Annotated in this window: 28 protein-coding genes and 2 pseudogenes; 8 read left to right on the top strand and 22 right to left on the bottom strand. The window is 40.4% G+C overall.

Annotated elements, in window-relative coordinates:
* From ACH2DQ_RS08685 to ACH2DQ_RS08675, 3 genes and pseudogenes are all read left to right on the top strand, one after another.
* Positions 1-466, top strand: a pseudogene (locus ACH2DQ_RS08685) (DNA polymerase IV); the annotation flags it as partial.
* Positions 467-478: 12 nt separating this feature from the next.
* The gene (locus ACH2DQ_RS08680) at positions 479-718 is read left to right on the top strand and encodes a hypothetical protein (protein WP_394914754.1); all 240 of its coding nucleotides are present in this window, start codon (positions 479-481) and stop codon (positions 716-718) included.
* Entirely contained in the window at positions 718-1,314 is a 597-nt protein-coding gene (locus ACH2DQ_RS08675) for an SOS response-associated peptidase (protein WP_394914755.1), read from the top strand. The genes ACH2DQ_RS08680 and ACH2DQ_RS08675 overlap by 1 nt, the downstream gene beginning before the upstream one ends.
* Here ACH2DQ_RS08675 and ACH2DQ_RS08670 read toward each other — a convergent pair.
* Positions 1,248-2,684, bottom strand: a complete 1,437-nt coding sequence (locus ACH2DQ_RS08670; RefSeq protein WP_394914756.1) for a sensor histidine kinase — start codon at positions 2,682-2,684, stop codon at positions 1,248-1,250. The two genes, ACH2DQ_RS08675 and ACH2DQ_RS08670, sit on opposite strands and share 67 nt — an antisense overlap.
* A gap of 2 nt (positions 2,685-2,686) precedes the next feature.
* The gene (locus ACH2DQ_RS08665) at positions 2,687-3,394 is read right to left on the bottom strand and encodes a response regulator transcription factor (protein ID WP_394914757.1); all 708 of its coding nucleotides are present in this window, start codon (positions 3,392-3,394) and stop codon (positions 2,687-2,689) included.
* Positions 3,395-3,548: 154 nt separating this feature from the next.
* On the opposite strand from ACH2DQ_RS08665, the gene ACH2DQ_RS08660 reads away from it, so the two are divergent.
* The 3 genes from ACH2DQ_RS08660 to ACH2DQ_RS08650 are packed head-to-tail and all read left to right on the top strand — an operon-like array spanning position 3,549 to position 5,806.
* Complete coding sequence (locus ACH2DQ_RS08660; protein WP_394914758.1) at positions 3,549-4,310, top strand: ABC transporter ATP-binding protein; 762 nt, start codon at positions 3,549-3,551, stop codon at positions 4,308-4,310.
* Positions 4,310-5,044: an ABC transporter permease gene (locus ACH2DQ_RS08655; RefSeq protein ID WP_394914759.1), complete on the top strand. Its 735-nt coding sequence runs from the start codon at positions 4,310-4,312 to the stop codon at positions 5,042-5,044. Before ACH2DQ_RS08660 ends, ACH2DQ_RS08655 begins: the two co-directional genes overlap by 1 nt.
* Complete coding sequence (locus ACH2DQ_RS08650) at positions 5,045-5,806, top strand: ABC transporter permease (protein WP_394914760.1); 762 nt, start codon at positions 5,045-5,047, stop codon at positions 5,804-5,806. It begins immediately after the preceding gene.
* An 88-nt stretch (positions 5,807-5,894) separates the two neighbouring features.
* Here ACH2DQ_RS08650 and ACH2DQ_RS08645 read toward each other — a convergent pair.
* The 4 genes and pseudogenes from ACH2DQ_RS08645 to ACH2DQ_RS08630 all read right to left on the bottom strand — a co-directional run.
* Positions 5,895-6,294: pseudogene (locus ACH2DQ_RS08645) on the bottom strand (response regulator transcription factor); the annotation flags it as partial.
* Between the two features lie 61 nt (positions 6,295-6,355).
* On the bottom strand, positions 6,356-6,982 hold the full coding sequence (locus ACH2DQ_RS08640; protein WP_394914761.1) for a VanZ family protein: 627 nt from the start codon (positions 6,980-6,982) through the stop codon (positions 6,356-6,358).
* A gap of 297 nt (positions 6,983-7,279) precedes the next feature.
* Positions 7,280-8,053, bottom strand: coding sequence for a nitroreductase family protein (locus ACH2DQ_RS08635; RefSeq protein WP_394914762.1), 774 nt, complete (start codon positions 8,051-8,053; stop codon positions 7,280-7,282).
* A gap of 44 nt (positions 8,054-8,097) precedes the next feature.
* Entirely contained in the window at positions 8,098-8,847 is a 750-nt protein-coding gene (locus ACH2DQ_RS08630) for an EFR1 family ferrodoxin (protein ID WP_394914763.1), read from the bottom strand.
* 109 nt (positions 8,848-8,956) lie between these two features.
* Here ACH2DQ_RS08630 and ACH2DQ_RS08625 point away from each other — a divergent pair, with 109 nt between their 5' ends.
* Complete coding sequence (locus ACH2DQ_RS08625; RefSeq protein WP_394914764.1) at positions 8,957-9,481, top strand: TetR/AcrR family transcriptional regulator; 525 nt, start codon at positions 8,957-8,959, stop codon at positions 9,479-9,481.
* 48 nt (positions 9,482-9,529) lie between these two features.
* Here the strand turns inward: ACH2DQ_RS08625 and ACH2DQ_RS08620 are convergent, their stop codons facing one another.
* From ACH2DQ_RS08620 to ACH2DQ_RS08610, 3 genes are read right to left on the bottom strand one after another with little or no spacing between them, the layout of a single operon-like run.
* Positions 9,530-10,831 carry a GHKL domain-containing protein gene (locus tag ACH2DQ_RS08620; RefSeq protein ID WP_394914765.1) on the bottom strand — a complete coding sequence of 434 codons (1,302 nt, stop codon included), beginning with the start codon at positions 10,829-10,831 and terminating at the stop codon, positions 9,530-9,532.
* Positions 10,828-11,556: a LytR/AlgR family response regulator transcription factor gene (locus tag ACH2DQ_RS08615; protein ID WP_394914766.1), complete on the bottom strand. Its 729-nt coding sequence runs from the start codon at positions 11,554-11,556 to the stop codon at positions 10,828-10,830. Before ACH2DQ_RS08615 ends, ACH2DQ_RS08620 begins: the two co-directional genes overlap by 4 nt.
* Positions 11,525-12,127 carry a uridine kinase gene (locus ACH2DQ_RS08610; RefSeq protein ID WP_394914767.1) on the bottom strand — a complete coding sequence of 201 codons (603 nt, stop codon included), beginning with the start codon at positions 12,125-12,127 and terminating at the stop codon, positions 11,525-11,527. The genes ACH2DQ_RS08615 and ACH2DQ_RS08610 overlap by 32 nt, the downstream gene beginning before the upstream one ends.
* Before the next feature lie 303 nt (positions 12,128-12,430).
* On the opposite strand from ACH2DQ_RS08610, the gene ACH2DQ_RS08605 reads away from it, so the two are divergent.
* Positions 12,431-12,649 carry a helix-turn-helix domain-containing protein gene (locus ACH2DQ_RS08605; RefSeq protein WP_395026390.1) on the top strand — a complete coding sequence of 73 codons (219 nt, stop codon included), beginning with the start codon at positions 12,431-12,433 and terminating at the stop codon, positions 12,647-12,649.
* Positions 12,650-12,894: 245 nt separating this feature from the next.
* On the opposite strand, the gene ACH2DQ_RS08600 is transcribed toward ACH2DQ_RS08605, so the two are convergent.
* From ACH2DQ_RS08600 to ACH2DQ_RS08540, 13 genes are all read right to left on the bottom strand, one after another.
* Complete coding sequence (locus tag ACH2DQ_RS08600; protein ID WP_394914769.1) at positions 12,895-15,216, bottom strand: ABC transporter permease; 2,322 nt, start codon at positions 15,214-15,216, stop codon at positions 12,895-12,897.
* Positions 15,213-15,896, bottom strand: a complete 684-nt coding sequence (locus tag ACH2DQ_RS08595) for an ABC transporter ATP-binding protein (RefSeq protein WP_394914770.1) — start codon at positions 15,894-15,896, stop codon at positions 15,213-15,215. The genes ACH2DQ_RS08600 and ACH2DQ_RS08595 overlap by 4 nt, the downstream gene beginning before the upstream one ends.
* Positions 15,897-16,163: 267 nt before the next feature.
* Entirely contained in the window at positions 16,164-17,357 is a 1,194-nt protein-coding gene (locus ACH2DQ_RS08590; protein ID WP_394914771.1) for a tyrosine-type recombinase/integrase, read from the bottom strand.
* A gap of 78 nt (positions 17,358-17,435) precedes the next feature.
* Positions 17,436-17,648, bottom strand: a complete 213-nt coding sequence (locus ACH2DQ_RS08585) for an excisionase (RefSeq protein WP_394914772.1) — start codon at positions 17,646-17,648, stop codon at positions 17,436-17,438.
* 54 nt (positions 17,649-17,702) lie between these two features.
* Positions 17,703-18,218, bottom strand: coding sequence for a deoxyuridine 5'-triphosphate nucleotidohydrolase (locus ACH2DQ_RS08580; protein ID WP_394914773.1), 516 nt, complete (start codon positions 18,216-18,218; stop codon positions 17,703-17,705).
* A gap of 18 nt (positions 18,219-18,236) precedes the next feature.
* Positions 18,237-19,658 (bottom strand): hypothetical protein, encoded by a 1,422-nt coding sequence (locus ACH2DQ_RS08575; protein WP_395026386.1) that lies wholly within the window; start codon positions 19,656-19,658, stop codon positions 18,237-18,239.
* Between the two features lie 206 nt (positions 19,659-19,864).
* Positions 19,865-20,218 carry a hypothetical protein gene (locus ACH2DQ_RS08570; protein WP_394914775.1) on the bottom strand — a complete coding sequence of 118 codons (354 nt, stop codon included), beginning with the start codon at positions 20,216-20,218 and terminating at the stop codon, positions 19,865-19,867.
* A gap of 92 nt (positions 20,219-20,310) precedes the next feature.
* Complete coding sequence (locus ACH2DQ_RS08565; RefSeq protein WP_394914776.1) at positions 20,311-21,132, bottom strand: LAGLIDADG family homing endonuclease; 822 nt, start codon at positions 21,130-21,132, stop codon at positions 20,311-20,313.
* Between the two features lie 44 nt (positions 21,133-21,176).
* A complete protein-coding gene (locus tag ACH2DQ_RS08560) occupies positions 21,177-21,632 on the bottom strand; it encodes a hypothetical protein (protein ID WP_394914777.1) in 456 nt (151 codons plus the stop codon).
* Between the two features lie 85 nt (positions 21,633-21,717).
* The gene (locus ACH2DQ_RS08555) at positions 21,718-22,296 is read right to left on the bottom strand and encodes a hypothetical protein (RefSeq protein WP_394914778.1); all 579 of its coding nucleotides are present in this window, start codon (positions 22,294-22,296) and stop codon (positions 21,718-21,720) included.
* Between the two features lie 218 nt (positions 22,297-22,514).
* Positions 22,515-22,757, bottom strand: coding sequence for an HPr family phosphocarrier protein (locus tag ACH2DQ_RS08550; RefSeq protein ID WP_394914779.1), 243 nt, complete (start codon positions 22,755-22,757; stop codon positions 22,515-22,517).
* Between the two features lie 13 nt (positions 22,758-22,770).
* Positions 22,771-23,028, bottom strand: a complete 258-nt coding sequence (locus ACH2DQ_RS08545) for a hypothetical protein (RefSeq protein ID WP_394914780.1) — start codon at positions 23,026-23,028, stop codon at positions 22,771-22,773.
* A 59-nt stretch (positions 23,029-23,087) separates the two neighbouring features.
* Positions 23,088-23,295, bottom strand: a 208-nt coding sequence (locus ACH2DQ_RS08540) for a hypothetical protein (RefSeq protein WP_395026381.1), incomplete at its 5' end; no start/stop codon positions are given.

Below are 23,295 nucleotides of genomic sequence, written 5' to 3'. Positions count from 1 at the left end.
CGATGACGAAATCAAGATTACCCTGCTGATTCTCGCTGAAAGTGTAGCGGAGCGTATGCGGGCTGAGCATTTTTATTGCCGCACCGTACAGATCAGCATTCGGGATAATACATTATTTGCTTATGAAAGACAGGGGCGGCTGCATTCTCCTACCTGTACCGCACAGGAAATATTTGAGAAAGCCTACGAATTATATTGTAAAAACAGACCTGCAAATCCGGTGAGAAGCCTGGGTGTGAGGGCATGTAATCTTATGCTGTTGGAATTTCAGCAGCTCTCCTTTCTGGAGGAAGCAGTGAAAAGGCAGAAACAGGAAGATTTGGAACGCTCCATAGATTCCATCAGAAAACGGTTTGGACATTTTGCCGTTCAAAGAGGAATCATGCTGACAGATAAGGTTTTATCCAACCTGGATCCGGTGGCGGAACACACTATTTATCCGGAATCGTTCCTGAAAAGCAAGTAAATGAGGAGACCTATGACAAGGAAAATATTTGTAGAAGTAACTGCACGCTTTGGAACTGACGGTACGATTACACCGCTGAATATCCTGTGGGAAGATGGGCATATATATACCATCGACAAAATCATTGATATCCGGCGTGCTGCGTCACTGAAAGCCGGAGGCCAGGGGATGCGCTATACCGTATCCATCGGTGGCCGCAATGCCTATCTGTTTTACGAAAATCCAAATTGGTTTGTGGAGGGAAAATTTTAATGTGTGGAAGATATAGTTTATTTACGGAAGAGGACAACCGGGAGATAATGAGAATTGTGCAGAATATCACTGCCAGATACCCGGAAAATAATATGAAACGAGGCGAAATATTTCCTACAAATACAGTACCTGTGTTAAAAGCAGAAAACAGTCAGATCGCGGCTGACCTTTCCATCTGGGGCTTTCCCAACTTCCGAACAAAGGGCGTCATTATCAATGCCCGGTCTGAAACCGCTGATGAAAAAAGAACCTTTCGGGAAAGTCTCCATTCCAGAAGATGTGTAATACCAAGCACAGGCTTCTATGAATGGTCCCAGGATGGCACCAAAACGAAATACCGGTTTACCCTGCCCGGGCAGAATACCCTTTATATGGCTGGTATCTTCAACGAGTTTAAAGGAGAGCCGCGATTTGTCATTTTGACTACCGAAGCAAATAATTCCATGGCGGACATTCATAACCGCATGCCTGTAATTCTCCCCAGGAATAAAATAGAGGACTGGATTTTAACAGAAGAATTCGCGGTCCCCTATCTGCATGCAGTGATGCCGCCTTTAGACAGGTCACCGGAAGAAAGGGTGACTGCGGGAAAATAAAGTGTAATCCGGAATCCTTCGCCATAGTTTTTTGCAATTTCTACCCTTCCATGATGCACTTCCATAACCTGACGCACAATTAATAAACCCAGACCATGGCGCTGGGTCTTCAGGTTGCTGTCACAGAGCATGTAATGAGGGGTCTTTGCCAGATAATCATATCGTTCAGCCGTAATTCCTTTCCCGTTATCGGTTACGCTGATGCAAATTTCGGACTCCCCGCAGAATACATGGATTTGAATCCCACACCCCTTGGGATTGTGGATTATTGCATTATTAATTAAATTACCCATGGCTCTGTCAAGTAATTCTGCATCCCCGTTCAGGCAGACTTCTTCCCCTATTTCTTCAAATGTGAAGTCAACAGTGTAATTGTCCGGTATTCCATCATTCAGGTACCCTGCCATTATTTTTCGAAGCATAGGAACCGGATGCAGCAACACCAGTTTGGAGGGCTGCATGTTATATTCCAGCTTAGATGCCAGATTCAAATCATTTACCAGCTGCCGGATACGTGTGCTGTTCTTAGAAATAACAGAAGCCCATCCCCTCTCTTTCTCTGCTAATCCTGGCGCATCTTCCAGCTTCCGTGCATATCCCATAATCAGAGAAAGAGGGGTCCGGATATCGTGGGAGACACCTGCGATCCAGTTTGCCCGGGCAGTCTCTTTCTTTTTCAGTGCCCTGTCTTTTTCCTGCATCACTGCAGACACTTCATTAATACTCCTGGCAACTGATTCCAAAACCCCAGTTTCCGGTATAAGCTCTGATTTTCCCCGGGGAAGTTCCTCGATTTGATTTACCAGCGGCGTGATGGAGCGCTGCAGTTTTTTATTGGTTACATAATAGACCCCAAAGAGAAATAAAAAATCTCCCGCTGCCATAATCAAAGCAGCCAATGGTACTTTTTGAACCATCTGAACAGGCAGGTAATTGGAAATCTTCATGTAGCTGTTCTTAGGATAGCCCAGTACTAAGAGATGATCTCCCATAACCTGTGTGAATACCGGATAATCCTTCAGGTGGTCCTTTGCAAACAAAGCGATGTCCGCCAGAGAATACTGCAGGGAAATTTCAGGCGGAAGACCGCTGCTCCATATGACTTTGCCCACAGGATCAATTACCATCCCCCAGATTCCGTGTTTCTTCAGATATTCCTGATCATTTTCCGGGACGGTAACCCCTTGATCTGACAAGATCAGACCGCTTGATATCCTCTCCAATACCGGAACGGGTGCCGCTTCGTTGGCTGCATGATAATCTTTCATAATGAAGAAAAAATAGATACCTGCATTTAGCAAGAGTATGATTGGAATTATCAGGCAGAGAATCAGAAAAAATCGTTTGAATATCTTCGTAATTCCTTTCATGTTTACCTCCTGTCCTGCACAATTAATTTATATCCCAGTCCTTTAACCGTTAGCAGAGATTCCGGCTTTGAGGGAACCCGCTCAATTTTTTCCCGAATCCGTCTAATGTGAGCAATCAGTGGCTTTTCATAGCCAAAGATATTATCTCCCCAGGCAGCTTCGCAGAGCGCATCTATCGTGAGAATGCGGTTTGCATTTAGAAGAAGCGCTTTTAGAATCTCATATTCCTTTGCTGTGAGGGCAATATGTTCCCCCTCCTTAACCACCTCTGCCTTCTGAAAATCAATGCTGCAGCCTGCCAGATTTACCAGGGGATTCTCCGACTTGTAACAGCGGCGCAGCATGGCTCTTATTTTCAGCAAAAAAGCCTCCGGCAGAAAGGGCTTTAGAATATAATCATCTGCCCCCAGGCTCAAACCTCTGATCTGATCCTGGTCTTCACTCTTTGCTGTAAGGAAAATCACCGGTATATGAAAACGTTTCATAATTACTTCCGCAATCTCATAACCATCCCCGTCAGGCAGCATGATATCCAAAATAGCCAGATCCGGTGAAATATGCCCCACCAGCTCTAAGGCAGTCCGAACAGTAGTTGCCGCAGATATATTTATATATCCGTCTTCCTTCAAAATCATCTGCAGAAACTCCAATAATTCCGGTTCATCGTCCACCAATAAAATTTGCTTTGTATTTAAATAAGTATCGTCCATATCCCCACTCCTTTTCTTATCTGCATTATACTATATTATTTCAAAAAAAACGCAAAACGAAGGAAAAAGTAATCTAAAAGTAATCCTGAGAGAATCCTGGCGTCATCCTGTATTGCTATACTGAAATTAATCAACAGGAAAGGAGCACTACAATATGAACAACTACATCATTGAAACAAAAGAACTGACGAAACGCTACAAAGATTTTACATCCCTGACAAACTTAAACCTCCATGTAAAAAGAGGAAGTATCTACGGCTTCTTAGGTCCCAATGGAGCCGGGAAATCTACCACTATGAAGATACTGTTAGGACTTATCAAACCCACCGGTGGAAACTTTATGATCAATGGAAAAATGTTTCCAAAGGACCGGGCAGCAATCCTGAAAGATATCGGTTCCATGATCGAATCACCATCCTTCTATGCCAACCTGACCGGGGAAGAAAATCTGGAACTGATCCGCCTCGTGCTGCATCTCCCCAGACAGTCCGTTTCGGATGCACTGGAACTGGTGAACCTCACCGAGTTTAAGGACCGTCCCGCCAAAAAATATTCTCTGGGTATGAAACAGCGTCTGGGGATTGCATCTGCTCTGATTGGACATCCTCCCATTTTAATTCTGGATGAGCCTACAAACGGTTTAGACCCTGTTGGTATCCACGAAATCCGATCCTTGATACGCTCCCTCCCCCGTAAGCTGGGCTGCACCATTTTAATTTCTTCACATTTACTTTCGGAAATAGAGCTTGTGGCGGATGACATCGGTATTCTGAATCACGGGCATCTGCTATTTGAAGGAGGTTTGGAAGATTTACGAAAGCAGGCATTTCAGAACGGTTATGCGGCAGACAACCTGGAAGAAATGTTCCTGGAAATGATCGACGAAGATAACCAGATACGAAAGGGGCGGCATTGATGGGAAGGAACATAATCGCTATTGAAAAAAGGAAGCTGAAACGGACCTGTTATTTTTTAATCATGCTGTCCGCCGGATTCATAGGCGGCGGATATGCATTTGCCTTCTTCGCAGTTCAAAAAGATGTGATACTGCATCTGCCTCTGGATCCGGCAGCGGGACTGCTCACCCAGTCCTATGGTCTGATTTCCCTGGTGAATTTATTTGCTGTTATCGTCGGCGCCTGTACATTATTCCATACAGAGTATGCTTCCGAAGGCATAAAGAAGATGGCAGCTCTGCCCGTTAGTATCATGCGTATCTATACCGGGAAAACCGTGATATATCTTTTTACGATATTCTCTGCCCTTATCATGGAAACTGCCGGTCTGATTCTGACAGCGCAAATCTTTCTTCCGGCAGAGACAAATGCTGTTGGGCAGATTGTTTTGTTTATGGGTAGCGTATTCCTCCTGACTGTCCCTGGTGCACTGCTGATGCTTCTTATATCAGCATTAAACAGCAATATGTGGATCACCATTGGAGTTGGTGTTGCCGGACTTTTCAGTGCTCTGGGTTATGGGGCACTGGGCGGAAATACTGCATTTTTAATCAACCCTTTTTCACTGATTATATATCCGGCAGTCCATATGGATGGTTATATACCAGGCTGGATCATAGGAATTGCCATAGCGGAAAGTGCCGTGATCTTGATCATATCAACGATTTTACTGAAACGAAAGGAGTGGGTCTAAATGAAATTTACGGATTTAATGAAAATAGAATTTATGAAAATCAGGCGTTCCAAAATTATACTAATCTTGATGATACCTGCGTTATTGGTCATTATTACGGGCATGGCATCCATATCCGCCTATATTGGTCAACAGCCCGGTCATGCCTGGGAAATGATGTTTGTGCAGAGTTCTCTGATGTACGGCTATTACTTAATGCCCTTAAGCCTGGTGGTGATTTGTACCATGATGCTGCAGAGGGAATATGGGGGAAGAGGCATCATTAAAACACTTACCCTGCCAATCAATCCCCAAAAAGTCTCTCTGGCTAAAATGACTATGATCTTCATCCTGCTGTTTACAGAACTTCTCCTGTACTTTATGCTTTTTATAGCTGCCGGAATCATAACCGGACTGGCTGCAGGCATTGAAATAGCTACCCCCATAGGATATCTGTTGATCTGGTGTATCAAACTGTTTTTGTCAGCAGTTCCAATGGCAGCAGTGTTCTGGCTCTTGTGCGTCTCTCTGGTAAAACCAATCCTGACACTTGCCGTAAGTCTGGTTTTGATCCTGCCGGGAATCTTAATTTCCAACATTCCCGTTCTAAAGCTTCTCTACCCATTTAATTATCCGGGTGTTTTGGTTACCGAAGAATTAGGCAGGCTCTCCGGAAGCTTTGAAAGCGAAAATATGTTTATAATTTCATTAGCGGGCGTATTGATTACGGTAATTGCTGTCTGCATTTCCGGGAAGAAATTTGGGAGGGGTGCAGTGGAATGACCGCAGCCCGGGGACACCTGTTCTATTATCCCCATCATTCTATACAATCGTCCCATCCTGCTGCTGTATTCACCATATGTTTATCCCGAGGCATACAGTTGGAATATTGCTGCCTTCGCAGCTGTGCTTTCACTCGGAAAGAGACTTCTCTGGGGGCTGAATGGTTTCGTGATATAATCATCTCCCCCATTGGATAATCCCAATATCTTGTCGATATCATCATTTTTAGAAGATAAAAACAGGATGGAGCAATAAGAAAATTGCCGGATCTCCTTACACACCTCAATGCCGTCCAAATTCGGCAGCATTATATCAAGTATCACCACATCCGGTTCAAAACTATTACACAAATTCACCGCATCTCTGCCGTTATGTACTTTTTTTATATTTCGAAATCCATCCATGATAAGGACTTCTTCGATTAAATCGGTTATATCTTTTTCATCGTCAACCAATAAAATTTTACTATCCACTTTTCTTTTCTCCATAACTTCCAAATAAATACCAATCAGTTTTTAGTTACAGGCAAATAGATTTCATTAAAAATAATTAGATATGATAGAGGATTTTTACTAATCCAAACTCATTAAATAATAAAAATCTGCCTGCAAACATGACAATGATATAGATCACAGGCTCATATTTGAAATAATCGTTACGCTTAGGATTCCATTTCATTCTTTTATTCAGGATTGCGTATAACAAATATCCGATCACTGCACCTATTGTATTCATAATCAGGTCATCCACATCCGTCCTCCTGTGGTTGCACAATTGACTGATCTCTATCAACAGGGAAAAGCAAAATCCGAATAATACCATATAAGTTAGCTTTCCTGACTTTGGCGAAATAACCGGCAGAAAAAGCCCAAGCGGTACAAATAAAAGGATATTAAGCACATACCCCGTCAGATCTATATTCCCAGAAAATGGCAGCAGGTTAACCTCACCTGCACGCACTTCTATACCATACATCGTTAGATCAAACAGTGTTCCTGCCCCCGTCAGATAAAAGACCGCAAAAATATAGCAGGCAAAGAAGAACACCAATACAAAATGGCTTTTCGTTCCGTCAATGCCTTTTTGTTTATATCCCTTATATCTTATTATGCAGAAGATCATAAGCGGCGCCAGAACTGTCAGGAATTCATAGAGTTTTAAAATAATTTCATTCATTTCATTCCTCCTTGTAGAACGTGAAGGATTCCGATACCCCAACAGTCAGTTGGGTTCTGTCCCTCGCATTTTATGGTTAGTGGTTTTGGAAACGGTCATGAAGACATGACTAATATCAATATCATAACCTACAAACCTTAAACTAAGTTTTATTTTATCTTAATTAACCTTATTTTATGGAGGTGTAAGCGTGATATTTCTGAGGGAAACAAAAGATATACAAATAAGAGGTATAATTTTCCGTATTATACCCCTTAATCTCCCTGCCCATATGCAATTTTTATACTGCTTAGATAACTACAGGAACGATATTTTGGCTGCTTCCTTCTGTGCCGTGCGGTGATAAGTGACAGCCGGATATCCCAGAACCAGTGTTTCAACAACTTTGTTTTTCCGTTTTACACCAAGTGCCCTGCGCAGTGATAGTGACATGTTTGCAGCCATAGAGAAAAATCCGCTGTATAGCACTCCTAATCCGTTTGCCTCTGCCATAAGTGCCATATTTGAAGCGGCAAGTGCTCCGTTTATTTTATCCTCCGCCACAACCATAATTACAATCGGTGCCTCATGAAAGAAAAAGTGATCATCAATCTCTTTATTTTTAGCCACTGGATTCACCAGCCGGGCAAATGGCAGCAGTCTTTTAAATAAACGGACCGCCATTTTTTCAAATCGCTCCATGTTGTCCTTTAACACGATATATGAAACATCCTGGGCATTTTCCCCGCTGGGGGTCAGGCGTCCCGCCTCGATAATCTGCGCCGTCACTTCCTGCGTTACCGATTGCTTTTTAAACTGCCTGATGCTCCTTCTGGTCCTGAGGGCATCCATTAATTGCTGCGGATCTAATATGACAGACTTTTTAATTTCCACCGGCGGTTCCTTAAAACCGGTCATAGAGACAGCCCCTTTGGGACAGACAGCAACGCAATGCCCGCATTTGATACACGCCTGGGATTTAATTACTGCTTTTTTATCTGTTATTGAAATATTGTCAGCAGGACAATCCCTCCTGCACATACCGCATCCGATACATTTTGCAAGATCTACCTGAATCCTATGCTCTTTCATTATTTACTTCCTTTCACTCAAATGTCTCAGGTACTTTTACCAGGTTATTCTTCCATAATGTAATGGCGGTGACGTCCTTTTGATGACTTCTTATATTCAATAGCCTCTGCCGGACATCCTGCGATACATGCCATGCAGTGAGTACAGTTTCCTTTCCAACGAGGCTTGCCGTTCACCATAATGATATTGTTTAAAGGACATCTCCTGGCACATTTTCCGCAGGAAATGCATGTACTTGATGCGGTGAAGCCCCTGTCATGTACCAGAAGGGGATAATACACACCATTAATCGGTCCGCTTAACATTTTATCACGAAGGGATATAATGGGATCCTGGAGTTTCTCCACCTTTTGAATCTGTACAGCAATTTTCCCGATTGCCAGTTTCGCAGCCTCTACGATATTTTTACACTCCTGTTCATCCGGCGTTTGGAACATCGCCACATAGTTTTCCGGCATTGGGATAGTGGCAATTCCATTGAACTGCATCTTCTTTTCTTTACAGATCTTCTTAACATATGCCATGGCATTTCCGCTGCTTCCACCGCAGGTAAGTACAAAATAAGCCTTTCCACTTCCTGCAAATTCCGTTTTGCGAATCCATTCTTCTACCACTTTGGGCATACGCCAGGCATAAGTCGGCGCTACAAACACAAGTGGCATTCTTGATTTAAAGGTATTTTCTTTGCCCTTTTTCAGGCAATCGTTAATAGAAATCATTTCATCACCGGTAGTTTCCGCAATGATCTTAGCCGCTAATTGGCTGTTTCCGGTCCCGCTAAAATAAAAAATCATATGCTCCTCCTCTTGACTTCTCTTCAAAATTTGAATATGATATAGATTGTATCACATTCATTCTTCCTGTCAACTGGCTAACCTGATACAAATTAAGGAGAAATGTTTCATGGACAAGAGAAAAATAGCAAATCAGTTAGTAAAAGACCGGCTTCTGTCCGCATTGGTTGCCCTCATGCAGTACAAAGACTGGTCCAAAATTACAGTTACCGAACTAATTAACGACTCTGGAGTGGCCCGGGCATCTTTTTACCGTAATTTTAAATCCATTGAAGAACTTGTTGAATACGGCCTCCAGCAAATGACCCTAAGCTACCACCAGGGAAGTCCATCCCCTGTGGAGGATTTCCACAATTGGGAGCTGATGCGGTACAAGTTCCGGTTTTACGGAGAACATGCGGCGCTCATCCTGGCATTCCACCGGGCAAAATCATCCATTTCCCTCCTCGATGTAGTCACCGACTGTGTGATCGACGCACATGGCGACATGCCCGCAAGTTCCATCTCCAAGTATGAACTTTATTATCATGCCGGAGCATTTTACAACATGGTATTGTGCTGGCTGGAGGGCGGAGCGAAAGAAACTCCGGAAGCGATGGCTGATGAATTTTTACGTATCACGAAAAATGGCTGAGTTTTGCTAATCTCTATCAAAAACAGCCAGCGCAACCTTCTGCGCTGACTATTTTGAACACATGGAAACCCCTTCAAATGAAAGTGTAATAATGGTACGATAAATATTCTCTTCGTAAGAGGTCTGCATGACACCATCGTATTTTAAAACAGCTGATTCAATATTTTTCAACCCGTACCCATGCAATGTTTTGTTTTCTTTTGCTGTATTCAGTTCCCCGCTGCTGTTGTAGTCCGGCTGGGGGCTGCTGTTTTCCAATTTGATAATCAGAATATTCTGTATTCGTCTGATCATCAGGAAAATAGAAGGAGAATCCGGCGCAGCCACATCTGCCATCCGCTCGCATGCCTCGATTGCATTGTCTAACAGATTTGAAAGAATCGTGCACAGGTCATTGGACCGGATATTGGTATTATGAGGAAATTCGATATTCATTTCCATCCGGATTCCTTTTTCTTTTGCTCTGGAATATCTGCTGTTTATAATATAATCTACCGTTTCATCTCCAATCCATATAACGGAAGCGATTTCTTTTAGCGGTTCACTTAGATTTTCAATATATTCTGCCATATCTGTGTCCCTGCTTTTATTAGCCATTTGCAGCATGATTTCTAAATGTCTGTGAAAGTCATGAAATAATTTTGCATTGACAGAATACGCCTGATTAAGGGCAGAATAGTTCTTTTCAAGCAGTTCTTTCTGCATATGAATCGTTGCAATATATTCCTTTTCTTTTTGATATCTGATATGGCTGTACGCCAGGGATATCCGTAAATAAAGCACCGCAAGCAATATTCCCCATATAACAAACACGGCAGACTTTTCTTCTATGGAAAAGGTCCGGAAGCTTAAAAATGCAATGCCCATAAAACCAACAACCGGCGTTCCCCAGATCGAATTATAGTACGGTTTTATTTCTTTTAATATGCGCTTAATGCCCGGATACACCAGCATCCAGATAAGAAACGGAACTTTTACGCAAATCCAGATGCCTGCGCACACTACAATTGGTAATTGTAAAAATTCTAATAATAACAGCCAGACCATCGTATCAAACAAATAAATTATACAAAGGCAAAAACAAGTGGATGAGACCAATAGTTTCAGATTTGCCGATAAAAAATATTTGCCTATCCCGGCAGCTGCAATAACAAGGATGACCTGTTCAACTGCATAGACCTGAAATATTTTTCCAAAAATGCATAAGCACGCCGAAAGCCCTGCACTAACTGCACATTTTTGAAAAGAAATAACCCTCTTTCTTTCCTCCGAAAGCAGAACCTCATTCCAACTGAGACACAGCACTATATTTATAAATAAAATCAGAAACTTTAGTAAGAAACTCATCATATACGTTTCCCCCAATATGAATTCAGCGCAACTTTCACCCCCTGCAAATGGGATCTGCTGATCGGTAATTCAATTTGATTTTTTAGATAGATCATACTGTTTTTTATTTGCGTTACCTGTATGAGGTTCACGATACATCCCCGTTCTATAAATATAAATTCTTCCGCATCCAGTTCTTCCAGGACATTCTGAAGACTTTTCCTCACCTTTATCACTCCGTGAAAAGTAGTGATCGCAGAGTTTTTCCCATCTCTCTGAATGTACAGTATATCCTGAAAACTGACTTTCTCCATCCGATTCGCCGTGACTACCAGATAATTTTTATGATTCTCCAGCATAATTAATTTCAGAGCATCCGATACCGCATAGGTCAAACGTTTCTCCAGATCATCTTTGGGAACATACCGAAAGATTGACAGCTCAAAACTGTCTATGGCATATTTTATGTGAGAGGTAATGAAAATTACCCGCACATTTGGCAGCCTGGGTTTTATTGACTGGACAATATCCATTCCGCTGATGTTAGGCATCTCAATATCAAGCAGGATCAGGTCATAGAAAAAATCATCTTCCAGTATATCCGATAACAACATCTCTCCATTGGTATAGGTAAGAATATCTGCAATGCATTTCATCCTGCCGGTACATGCCTGTAAAATCTCCTTGTTTCTAAGGATAGAATCAGGCTCATCATCACAAATGGCTATTCGAACCAATCTTTTCACCTCCGGCTAATTCCCCCTGAACAATATGTCCAATCCTGACAGCAGCCTTGTCTGCAGATGCCGTTCCGTTGATTATGATATCAGCTTTCCACTTAGTAGGTTCTACATATTCATTATGGCGGTACCGGACCAGATCCAGATAAACTTCTGAGACTTCTTCAAATGTCCTACCCCATGACATGTTCCTTTTCAGTCTGCGGATGATTCTTTCGTCAGCAGGACAATCCACATAGAGTTTTAAATCAAGTAACTGATATATATTTTTCTCCCATAACGTCAGAAGCCCTTCTACGATAATTACATCACATTGACCGGAATCGATATAGCTTCGTATATCTGAATATACGCGCTTTAAATCCATCGTATCAGGATGGTTATCATCTGTATATTTTTTCCCGCTTACCGGTGCTTCAGAAACCGGTCGTTCATCCACCGGTTTAAAATAATCATCCAAATGTATATCTGCTGTATTGAATCCCTGTCTTTCCAGCAATTTCGAAAGGTGCTCACAAAAAGTGGACTTTCCTCCAGCAGTCCCCCCTGCTATACCAATTACATAACAAGTATCCATCCTCACATTATCCTCCTCTTTTCAAACAGTTCATCTCAAAAACTTGGCATATTATGAACAGCTCATAATATGCCAAGTTTTTGTTTTCTTCAGTATATTTCATTTTTAACGATAATTCCAGCACTATTTTTAATTTCCAGAATCTTCAGGATATCATTTAAATTGCTGATCGGATTACTAATAGGGTTACGCGTTACTGTTGAATTTCCACCATTGTAGAAAAAACGCCCATGTTAACCTTTGTTGCTTGCAGCAACGGTACCTTTTAAGTTAAAATAATACAGGAAAGAGAGGTATCCATCTATGTTTAGTGAAAATTTAAAAACAGCCAGAACCATAAAAGGACTTACACAAGCGGAACTTGCTGTCCGGCTGAATGTGGTTCGTCAGACAATCTCAAAATGGGAAAAAGGGCTTTCTGTTCCTGATGCAGAAATGCTGATCCATATAGCCGACCTTTTTGAGATTCCGGTAAGTGAATTATTAGGCGAAAAAAATTCAAAAAGAGTCTGGCGAAAATGATATTGCCGAACAGCTGTCCAGAATCAATGAGCAGCTTGCCATAAAAAACCGTCGTTCAAAACTACTGTTTAAAATTGTACTGGGTATCATTATCGGATTTGTTGTAATAAACATCCTCTTGATAATGGTAAGTGTCATTTCTTTTAACATCTATAAAAGCGAAGGAAAAATTACCGTGACATCTATATCTGAGCATGCTGAATCTGAGCTGGTAATTCCAGGTGAGTAAAGTGGAAATATTGGGACTATTGCTGTGCATTCACCACATTTACGATACTAAGCTTCTCAATCTTCTTCGATGGTGAAATCACCGCAATAAATGTCGTAATAGCAGAAGCTGCAATGGTAACCGCCAATACCAGTAACGGAGGCTGCCATTCTACTCCCCAGTTTTCCGTGACCATCATAGTAAACACCATTTTGTGGCATAACAGCCCCAAAACACAGCCTGCGATACTTCCTACTACAGCATAGGAGGCTGCTTCAGCCCAAACCATCCGCTTTAGCTGCCTGGCGCTCATTCCTACGGCCCGCATCATTCCATATTGATTCATCCGGCTGGAAACACTGCCATTTACGGTATTTACTATGTTCAGCAGCGCTACGAAAGCGATTATCATTAAGAAACCATACACAAACACCGACATTGACAGATAGGCTGCCTGCACATCCCGGTTTGCAATTCGTTTATCAAGCAGTGAAATCTGGTTTCCGGCTAATTCTCGAATTTTCTCATCCAGATCAGAGGGTGCATTTGCATTTACCTGTATATCAATAATGGTGTAATCGTCAGATCCGGTCAGTGCGGTAAAGGTTTTTTCAGAACAGATAACAGCCTGTTCCCCTGCTGCTCTGTCATATGGTGCATCTGCTAAGATGCCCGCCACACGCAATGAAGTTTCTCCCTTTGGCAGATTTACCAACATTGTGTCCCCAACATGCCAGTCCTGTTCTTCTGAGTATATAACCAGAACTCCGTCTCCATCCCTGGCATCTTCTATATTTCCCTCAATCAGCTGATCCTCTACCCAATCGAACTGATATTGCTCATGAGAAATCAGCATAGCGGTATTGACCTGCTCCCTGCCAGAAACCGGAATATCATATGCAAACATACGGCCATATGTCTTCTTGACACCTGCCAGTTCACTGATTTCTCCCGCAAGGTCATGCTTTATTGACGGAGCATTTTCTTCAGCCAGAACACTGATATCCGGGGCATAGGGCCGAAGAGGATTCAGTGCATGATTCATAAACGTGATCAGCACCGTAAAACACAAAAATAAAACAATGCTGATAGCAAATGATCCGGAAAGTAAAAATGTATTCTTACCGCTTTGAAATGCATGGTTTACCCCCATCCCGGTTTCCACGTGAAAAAGACGGGTATTTGCCGCTTTTCCTACTGTTTTCATCCCCCTTAGACTCCCTGTAAGCGCCGCCTGGGGCGAAACTCCCGCTGCTTTTTTACACGGAGCATTGGACGCCAGCATAACAGTGAGGAAACCAACTCCTGCCCCTGCAAGAAGTGCGGGCACACTGATCTGGAACAGCGGCATTTCTGCAAAAAATGCGGAATTGAAAAACTTAAGATAAGCTGCAGCCGCCCACATCATCAGTGTTCCCGCCAGTAAACCAATGGGAATTCCAACTACACACAGACGAAGCCCTTCCCGTCTCACATAACGTCTGACCTGCTTTTTCGTTGCTCCCAGACAGCGCATCATTCCAAAAAACTGCACCCGCTCTGTCACCCGCATCGTAAAGCTGCTTGAAATCATAAATGTACCTGCACAGAGAATCAGCACAAACAAAATACCTGCCACAAGGTAAAGCTGGTACATCCCACTGTCGTTTCCCTGGCCTAATAACCCAAGCAGTACCCGGTTGGTACCTACTTGATCTTTGGAAAGCCCATAATCTGTCTTTATTTCCTCTATCGCCTGACGTATGTTGGCACTCTTTTTGAACTGGATGTAATAAGCGCTATACACATTTTCAGATGGGAGATTCTGAATTCCAACCGTAGAAAAATAAACGCCATGCCGGTCAAAAGACTTTAGAGATACGAAATCACTGCTGATGCCCGTAATCTTAAACTTGCCCGATGATCCGTCTGCAAGAGTAATATCTACTGTATCTCCCACTGCATAACCCAGCTTCTGCATAGCCGACCTGTCCATCATAATTTCATCCAAAGCCTCAGGAAACCGCCCTTCGACTGCCTCCATATTCATCTCTCTGGACATAGCCTCATCCCCACCGGAAATCCGTACCTCCAAATCTCCGGTTCTCCCGCTTTCAATTTCGTATACCCAGCCGGAAACTGCCACATCCGGCCTGTTCCCGATCTGCTCTGCAATTTTGGGAGCCGGATTTGATACAACCGCATGGTAATTTCCATATGTCTTTATCTGTTCAATCATCTGTGTCTTTACGCTCATGTCTGCCATGCCGAAAACCGCTGCAACCAGCAAAACGGATACTGCAATACAGGTGATGGTTAAGCGATTTTTCTTTTTATGCACCTTTGCATATTCAGAAATCAATCCAAGATAGCTCTTCACTCTGCATACCCCCCTAAATCAGTAAGAATCCCATCCGAAACCCTTAGAACCCGGTCCGCCGTAGAGGCTATGCTGCGGTTATGGGTAATCATCAGAATTGTCTGGCTGTATCGCCTGGATGCCGACTTCAGCAGGGAAATAACCTCACTGCTGTTTTGCGTATCCAGGTTTCCCGTGGGCTCATCCGCCAGAATCAGCATCGGCCGGGTAATCAGTGCCCGCCCAATTGCAACACGCTGCTGCTGCCCCCCTGATAACTGGCTTGGCAAATGATTCCGCCTTTCTTTCAGAGACAAAACCGTCAGCAGCTCTTCCACATAAGCCTGGTCCGGCTTTTTATAATCCAAAAGCAGAGGAAATATCATATTTTGTTCTACCGTCAACTCCGGAATCAGGTTAAACGCCTGAAAAATAAATCCTATATTCCTCCGCCGGAAAATCGTAAGCTTTTCATCATCCATCTCCAGAATTTCTCTGCCGTCAATCTGAATACACCCAGAGGTTGGCGTGTCCAGCGCACCAATCATATTCAGCAGCGTACTTTTCCCTGATCCAGACTCGCCCACAACCGCAACAAACTGGCCCTTTGGAACGGAAAAAGATACATTTTTCAGCGCCTCTACTGCCGTCTCACCGCTTCCATAGGTTTTGTATAATTCTTTTACTTCTAATAAGTTCATTTAAATCCACCTTTCCAAAGCATGTTAAACAGGCTTTCATTCGATGGGTATAGCATAACATGATTAGCTTGCATATAGGTGACATTTAGATTACACATTTGTAAGATTCCTAGAGGTATTATATCTTCATATAAATCCTCAAATGCTGATATTTACTGGCTTTAGATACCCTGAGAATTATATAACATATTATGGCTGGTATATATTTACTTGGTGTAATGGTGTAAAATATGGTGTAAAAAGTCGTAGTTTTCTAATTTACACCATTTAGAGATCAATGATACCAGCCCGCAGCATATTATTCTCTACTCGATCTACATTTACATGGTTATAAACATCGTTTGTTATTTTTGAACTGCTATGTCCCATGAGATATTGTATAACCTTTAAGTCCATACCATCTTCTGCTTTTCTCGTACATCCAGTATGTCTTAATATATGGGCAGAAATATATTCTATTTTCAGATCAGATTTTACACTTTTATTATAGTTATTAACAAGAACTTTTAACGAACTATTAAAATTCGCACAGTTTGTTAGATTCCCCCGCTTACTGTAAAACAAAAAATCTGTGTAGCCATCAACTTCAAATTCTTTTGGTTTATTATTACTAATCTCTTTAACAATTTTATAAACCCTTTTTGACATAGGTATGGTTCGATTTCCGCAGTCAGACTTTGGAGGTGCTATGCTGTATTTTTTGTAAAATTTTAATTGGTGATCTATATTTATTCTCCGTTTCTTCATATCTATATCGCTAATAGTCAGTCCAGCAAATTCGCCAATTCTACACATTGTATCTAACAAAAAAACTATTTGCAAATACATTTGATAATCATTTTCTTTTGCAAAATTAATCAATCCTTCTTCCTGATCCCGTGTCAGAGCAAATCTTTTTTTTTCGTTACCACATATTTCATTAATACATCTTTTAACTGGGTTCTTTAATATCAGTTCATCATCCAGCGCCATATTGAAGACTGCATTCATTAATTTATTAAAAAATGTTATAGTTCCATAAGAAACTCCTTCGGATTGTAATCCTTTATATATTGCAATAATATCATTGCGTTTTATCTCATGAACTTTTTTATTTGCTTCTCTTTTGCTACGAATATGCTTGTTCCACATCCCCCTATAATTTCCGCAGGTTGACTCATTTAGTGATCGCCCTTTATATTTTTTCCGTATAATGTATTGATCAAACATATCGTTTAAAGTTATTTTACTATCGTAGATACCCTTCTCTAACTTCTTATTAATGACCGCTTCTTTTTCTCGTAAAGAAGTATCATCTCTTTTCCCCACAGGAACTCGGTCTGTAGGCACTAATTTCCAGCTATAAATAGTTTGTCTCTCACCTTTTAAATCAACATATCTATATTGATATTTTCCTTCCTTTCTTTGACTCTCCCCTGTTCTTAAAAGTCTTCCTTTCGAATCTTTACGTTTTTCAGACATTGTTCAAACTCCTTTCATAGTTTGAAAAGAGCTTTGATATGATGTCTTTATTCTATCATATTAAAGCCACTTACTCAACTATATAGCCTGAAGATTATCATTAAATTGTTCAAATTGTTTACGCTTTATCATCTTATGAGTACCCTTGCGTAGTACAAAATCACAATTAGGATTATTGGTTAATTCATCAAGCCTATTAATTCCTATGCCAGAATATGCAGCTGCTTCTTTAATTGTTAGATTCATTTTACACCAAAATGGAATCTCCTTGTAAACGTTTACTTTATCCATCTTTTTATCTCCTTTTATTCTATATTTATATGATTTATATAATAATACTCTGTCTTATCTTAAGTCAGTACTCCCGAATCCACCATTCCTAATTGCGAACACTTTATCATCTACCGTTATTCCATATTCAACAAAAATTCCCTGCATGAAAGCATCTCCCGCTTTCAGCTGTAGTATTTTACCCTCGTTAGTACAATTGGTTAATTTAGCAAAAATATGTCCTTCATTGTCGGAATAAAAGTAATCTCTGTCTATAATACCAACTGTATTATTCAGTTGAAGGCGGTATTTAAAACCCAATCCGCTTCTGGGATAACATGTTAGCACCCAATTCCCCTCCATCTCCACACGAATTCCCGTAGGTATTTTAACTGTGCGCCCTGGTGCCAGTGTAATATCCTTTGGCAGGTAGAAATCATATCCCGCAGAGCCAGTTGTGGCTCTTTTGGGAAGTTTGATCTCTTCATATAAATGTTTGATTTTTGAATCGGCAGCTGCGGGGTATTCTTCTAGATAATCTTTTTTAAACTGCTCATAACTTACTTTACTAAATTTGGCTATTCTCTGCATTTCTTTCTCCTTTTTTACTTAATCGCACTTACTCCATCCACAGCTTTTACATATATTACATCCACCTTCAAAGGCGAGTGGTTCACCGCATTGCGGGCATGGATTCATAAGATTCTTCTTTCTACTTTGTTTATCAGACTTTGGCTTTATATCATCATAATCCTCATTGATCTCATTGATAAACTCTTCATACATATCAGTCAACGCATTTCCAATAGCTACCGGGCAACAAGATCCTTTTGATGTATCCTTTTTTGTCGCTGACCTTACCGCATAAGAGGGACAGGAACCACAGCTCTTTAATTGATCTACAATAGAATAAATATCAATCCCGCCTCTGGCGCTCAGCGAAATCATACGTGACAGACCAATCATGAAATTATTGCAATTTCCTTGAGAACCTTTACTGAAGTATGTTTCCAATAAATCTCCTGTATCCTGATCAAAGAATGCTTCACAATGTAAAGTTCCGCATCCCGTTGTAAGAGTACGTTTTTTCCCTATGCAATTGTCATCTGCTTTTATAATCATCCCTCTTGGGAGAATCTGTTCAACACTTTTTTCTGCTGATCCAGCTTTACTTGGCGTTGTAAGTATCCCGGCACGTTTACATCCATCACGAAAGATTGTGACTCCTTTAAGACCTTTTTCCCAGGCATACATATATAGTTCTTCAACTTGTTTTACTGTAAAATTGTTAGGTACATTTACAGTTGAACTTATCGAAGCATCAATATGTTTTTGCCAGATTGATTGCATTTTAATTCTTTCATGATAATCAAGTGTTTGGGCAGTAACAAAATAATCAGGTAATTCACTAACATCTTTAAGATTAAATTTTTCCATGTAGTTTTTTACTATTGGCGTATATACTTTGTAGTACTCATCACGCCCATGCAATGACTCCGTTTTGCGTTCGTAGAAATTTGCATAGATTGGTTCAATCCCTCCTGAAACGCCCAGCATCGTTGATAGTGATCCAGTTGGAGCAATTGTCAACAACTGTGAATTTGCCATTCCAAACGCCAACACTCTATCTCTATTATCAGTGGAAGTGTGCCTTCTCCAATATGCTGACTGCATAATTGCATTTCGATTGTATTTGGGAAATATACCAAATTCTTCTGCCAAATTAGAAGACTCATCTATTGCTGCATATGCCATTTTTAATCCTATTAATTCACAAATTTCAATAGCATCTTTACTTCCATATCTCAATTCCATTTTAATTAGCATATCAGCCAACCCAAATATGCCTAATCCTATCTGTCTCCGATCCCTTACGGAATCTTTTTGTTCCTGTAGCGGATGTAGCGGGAGACCTTCGTCTAATACTTCATTTAATGCTTTCACAGATATACGTACTGTTTTTTCAAACTTTTCAAAGTCAAACACTTTATCTGCTTTTACAAACTCTGCCAGATTAATACTTCCCAGCAAACAGCTTCCTCCCGCTGGAAGAGGTTCTTCTGCGCCTCACACCATACGTAACAATCATATTTCGTATTGTGCGCTAGACTGTCGCACACTTGATAAACTTATACCAAGCCCCCTTCGCTCAGTCGTTCACGCTGTATTTAAACTTGCGCCCTGTAGAGTTATGATCCTCGTCCAAGTCAATCAGAAGGGGTTTTAAATCCGCACGTTTATATGGCTAACGGATTAGTTCCGGCGTAATGAAAATTATCGTCACAACTAAGCAAATTCCAGTTTTCTATCTTATCCCAAAATAACATCCCTGGTTCGGCATAATCCCAGTTCATCTCACAAATTTTATGGAATATTTCGTTGGCATCAATTTCTTTTATTATTGTTTCTCCCGTCTCTGCCCTGGTAAACGAAAGAGTAAATGGCTGCTTGTTTTTTACCGCTGCCATAAATTTATCCGTTATTCGTATTGAGATATTTGCTTTGGTAACTTTTTCTAAATCGGATTTGATACCAATAAACTCTTCTAAGTCTGGATGCTCACATGAAAGCGAAAGCATCAAAGCGCCCATTCGGACTATATCTTAACTATTCATAAATAGCCTTGGATACTAATGCGGTTATTAAGATACATCGCTGTATCTCCGCTAGTCTCTACACCTTCCTACTCTGTAGGCTCGGCACGGTATTGACAATCACTGCGATTGCTTTCACCGTTTTCTTCCAATTCAAGACGCAGCGCTTTAAATGTTAAATATTTTCTATTTAGGATAATAAATTTTTCATTTGGATATATATGCTGACAAAATTTTAATACATCTTTTTTGTTGGAAAATTCGAGTACAAAACATTTTTCTTTGCTCTTTGGTCTAATTGTCGTTGAAATATTCAATTTATTAATAAGATATTTCTGCACACCTTGCAATATTTTGAGTTGTGAAGTAAAAGAAACTTTTTGCCAAATCCTATTTTTATCTTTTCTTCTTCCCCAAGTAATGCATCCATCAGAATCAAACACTCCCTGAATTAAATATCTTTCCAAGTCGTCGCGAATTCTTGGGTAATGCCTATCGACTTTAAGATTACCACCAGTAAATTTCGTAATATCTTGTATTTTTTTTACAAGTCTTGCCCTTGGGAATCTTCTTGTGGATTTATTTAAAGTATGGTCATATCTTACTGTTCCATTAATAATTTTGGAAATGAATTCAACTACCTTTTTATCATACAATGAAACAGCTACTTCTGTATTGGTGTCTTGTTTAATACTTCCATCACATAATATAAATCCCAAAGTATATGCTTTTTCTTTACTATCGATTTTCTCAAATTTGAATGTACTCTTTTTTTTAAATTTTGATAACTCATTTAACTCATATTTATTAATCCAATAAGAAACTGTCCTATGATCCTTATCACATATTTTTTCAATGTCTCTTGTTGACATCCCTTCATTCAAATATTTCTCTAAAAAATTTTTATCCAAATTTACTCCTCCTACTTTTACACATTTCGATGGATAATATTAAATTATTTACGTCTTCCGTTTTGCCCTATCAAACCAGTTACCGTTGAATAAAGATCCATAAAAGACACTGCTCCCGATGTCTGTTTTGCTGTATTATTCACTTTAGAACCTCTCGGAGCTAAATTGCTTAAGTCAACGCCGCATCCACCACCATAAGAATAGGTACGTGCCAGGTTACTGGCGCACTCAAATATGGATTCAATATTATCTTCTGGTGGCGAAATAACATAGCAATTGGAGAGCGTCATCTTCATGCCCAGTTTATCCAATCCTCTATTCGAAAGAATACGTCCACCAAAAAGAAACTTCTTTTCTACGATCAGCCGGCGAATATGCTTATTACCACCCGAAACCCTGTCTAACCACTTGTCAAATGTTTCATTATTGAACTGGTATTTTTTACTCCATATATCTATACCTAATTTATTATCTTTACCTAACCAATCTTCTACTGTCAAATTAATACCTCCTTATTATTTGTTATTGCGCATTTATACATTGCAAATAATACAATGAAACAGCGATTTCATATTTGAATGAGCATCATTTCTTATCCCATCCCCTTTTGTGTTTCATCATTTCATTACTTACAATCCCTACGCCCTTTGATATTGCTTCTTGTATCGTACCTGCATTTAATATATGGTAATCCCATACAGCTTTTCTCTCATATTCTGAAAATTGCTCATTTTCCATAGCATACCTCTTCAAATATGATTCCAATCCTTCTCCTCGCTGTTCTGCTCTTCTTTTCCCTACCGACATCGGCATTCGGACATAAATGGTTACAAACTCATATAGATCTGCGCACCTTCTCTTTAAATCTTCCAAACCCTTTGGGTCAATGACATAGATATCACAATTATCGAGAGTCTTCTTTGTCGTAAAATACTCATATCCATTAATGCTTGTCCATGCTGCAATATCATTGGAATACTGATCTATTTCATCCTTCCGAATGAATATATGGTCGCTTTCTTCTGGCGTCTCATTTGTACGCATCGGTCTAGTTGTATAGGACTTTACCTGTTGCAAATTTAACTTTTGATATATTCCCTTAGCGATTGTTGTTTTCCCAGAGCAACTTCTTCCAATTAATAAAAATACTTTCTTCTTGTCCATATAAAACCTTTCATCGGCTCCAGCTTTTTGTTATATAGCCAGAGCCCCTTTAACTTACCTACTAACCGTATTCCCACAACTTAAGCATTCGTACCACATGTCCGTAAAACCTGGAAAATCCAAATCATACCTCTCCCTCATTGGATACATGACTCCTCCACATTTTTCACATGCTGGATGATTTGCTAACCAATCATCTTGTACCCGCTCCTCTTCCATCACTTCACCCCATATTTAGATATTTTTGTATAAAAATCATCTGCAACCGCCTTATCTGGAGTTAATATTTCTGCTTGTACTTCCTGCGACAAATCTGCAGAGAAAATTCCTATAATGCTTTTCCCGTCCAAAATATACCTGCCCGAATATACATTGACATCATCCTCATATGTACTGCAAAGCTTAACAAACTCCTGAGCTTTGCTTACTTCGTTTAAATTAATCTTCATTCCTCTATTCATTCTATTTCCTCCACTATTCTAAAATACATCCACATCTTGTACATTTTCTGGAATATACGGTTTCCTCTGATGGAAATCCGAAATACTCACCTCTGCTTTCCATGTGGCTGCTAATCGCAAGTTCTCCAAAACAACTTGGACACAATTCACTTTTTCTGCATATGCCGTCTATCTCATCTTTTAGGCTTGTTTTAAAATTCCCCTTCGTTACGTTCTCAAAAAGTTCCTTCATTATGTATAGACGCAAATTTTTGTCATCTAAAGTGTACATTTTTATTGCTTCTACAATCTCATACCCATATTCTATTTTTACCGCCCACTTTCTGCATATTAATAACATTCTACAATTGGGTCAATTTTACATTTCTTCCTTAGCTTATGTACAAATTTGTCAAAGCACTCCGGGCATAAGTCTAAATCCACTTTATCTCCGTCATATTGAGAACCATATCCGATTCTGCAATGCACTCCAAACTTAAAGTCCTTATCAATATCATCAAAATCTTTCCCGCACATATTGCATTTTATTTTTCCTTTT

It is taken from the genome of Robinsoniella sp., assembly GCF_034124845.1.
Note: the sequence above shows the minus strand (reverse complement) of the source record. Positions and strands in the feature narration are given on the sequence as shown.

Bases quoted from the DNA above. Each gene is read 5' to 3' on its own strand.
- ACH2DQ_RS08620 (WP_394914765.1), bottom strand. From the start codon at position 10,831: ATGATGAGTTTCTTACTAAAGTTTCTGATTTTATTTATAAATATAGTG.
- ACH2DQ_RS08660 (WP_394914758.1), top strand. From the start codon at position 3,549: ATGAACAACTACATCATTGAAACAAAAGAACTGACGAAACGCTACAAA.
- ACH2DQ_RS08625 (WP_394914764.1), top strand. From the start codon at position 8,957: ATGGACAAGAGAAAAATAGCAAATCAGTTAGTAAAAGACCGGCTTCTG.
- ACH2DQ_RS08595 (WP_394914770.1), bottom strand. From the start codon at position 15,896: ATGAACTTATTAGAAGTAAAAGAATTATACAAAACCTATGGAAGCGGT.
- ACH2DQ_RS08665 (WP_394914757.1), bottom strand. From the start codon at position 3,394: ATGGACGATACTTATTTAAATACAAAGCAAATTTTATTGGTGGACGAT.
- ACH2DQ_RS08590 (WP_394914771.1), bottom strand. From the start codon at position 17,357: ATGTCTGAAAAACGTAAAGATTCGAAAGGAAGACTTTTAAGAACAGGG.
- ACH2DQ_RS08635 (WP_394914762.1), bottom strand. From the start codon at position 8,053: ATGAAAGAGCATAGGATTCAGGTAGATCTTGCAAAATGTATCGGATGC.
- ACH2DQ_RS08680 (WP_394914754.1), top strand. From the start codon at position 479: ATGACAAGGAAAATATTTGTAGAAGTAACTGCACGCTTTGGAACTGAC.
- ACH2DQ_RS08605 (WP_395026390.1), top strand. From the start codon at position 12,431: ATGTTTAGTGAAAATTTAAAAACAGCCAGAACCATAAAAGGACTTACA.
- ACH2DQ_RS08610 (WP_394914767.1), bottom strand. From the start codon at position 12,127: ATGGATACTTGTTATGTAATTGGTATAGCAGGGGGGACTGCTGGAGGA.
- ACH2DQ_RS08655 (WP_394914759.1), top strand. From the start codon at position 4,310: ATGGGAAGGAACATAATCGCTATTGAAAAAAGGAAGCTGAAACGGACC.
- ACH2DQ_RS08630 (WP_394914763.1), bottom strand. From the start codon at position 8,847: ATGATTTTTTATTTTAGCGGGACCGGAAACAGCCAATTAGCGGCTAAG.
- ACH2DQ_RS08670 (WP_394914756.1), bottom strand. From the start codon at position 2,684: ATGAAAGGAATTACGAAGATATTCAAACGATTTTTTCTGATTCTCTGC.
- ACH2DQ_RS08640 (WP_394914761.1), bottom strand. From the start codon at position 6,982: ATGAATGAAATTATTTTAAAACTCTATGAATTCCTGACAGTTCTGGCG.
- ACH2DQ_RS08545 (WP_394914780.1), bottom strand. From the start codon at position 23,028: ATGTACACTTTAGATGACAAAAATTTGCGTCTATACATAATGAAGGAA.
- ACH2DQ_RS08570 (WP_394914775.1), bottom strand. From the start codon at position 20,218: ATGGGCGCTTTGATGCTTTCGCTTTCATGTGAGCATCCAGACTTAGAA.
- ACH2DQ_RS08550 (WP_394914779.1), bottom strand. From the start codon at position 22,757: ATGAATAGAGGAATGAAGATTAATTTAAACGAAGTAAGCAAAGCTCAG.
- ACH2DQ_RS08585 (WP_394914772.1), bottom strand. From the start codon at position 17,648: ATGGATAAAGTAAACGTTTACAAGGAGATTCCATTTTGGTGTAAAATG.
- ACH2DQ_RS08650 (WP_394914760.1), top strand. From the start codon at position 5,045: ATGAAATTTACGGATTTAATGAAAATAGAATTTATGAAAATCAGGCGT.
- ACH2DQ_RS08555 (WP_394914778.1), bottom strand. From the start codon at position 22,296: ATGGACAAGAAGAAAGTATTTTTATTAATTGGAAGAAGTTGCTCTGGG.
- ACH2DQ_RS08580 (WP_394914773.1), bottom strand. From the start codon at position 18,218: ATGCAGAGAATAGCCAAATTTAGTAAAGTAAGTTATGAGCAGTTTAAA.
- ACH2DQ_RS08675 (WP_394914755.1), top strand. From the start codon at position 718: ATGTGTGGAAGATATAGTTTATTTACGGAAGAGGACAACCGGGAGATA.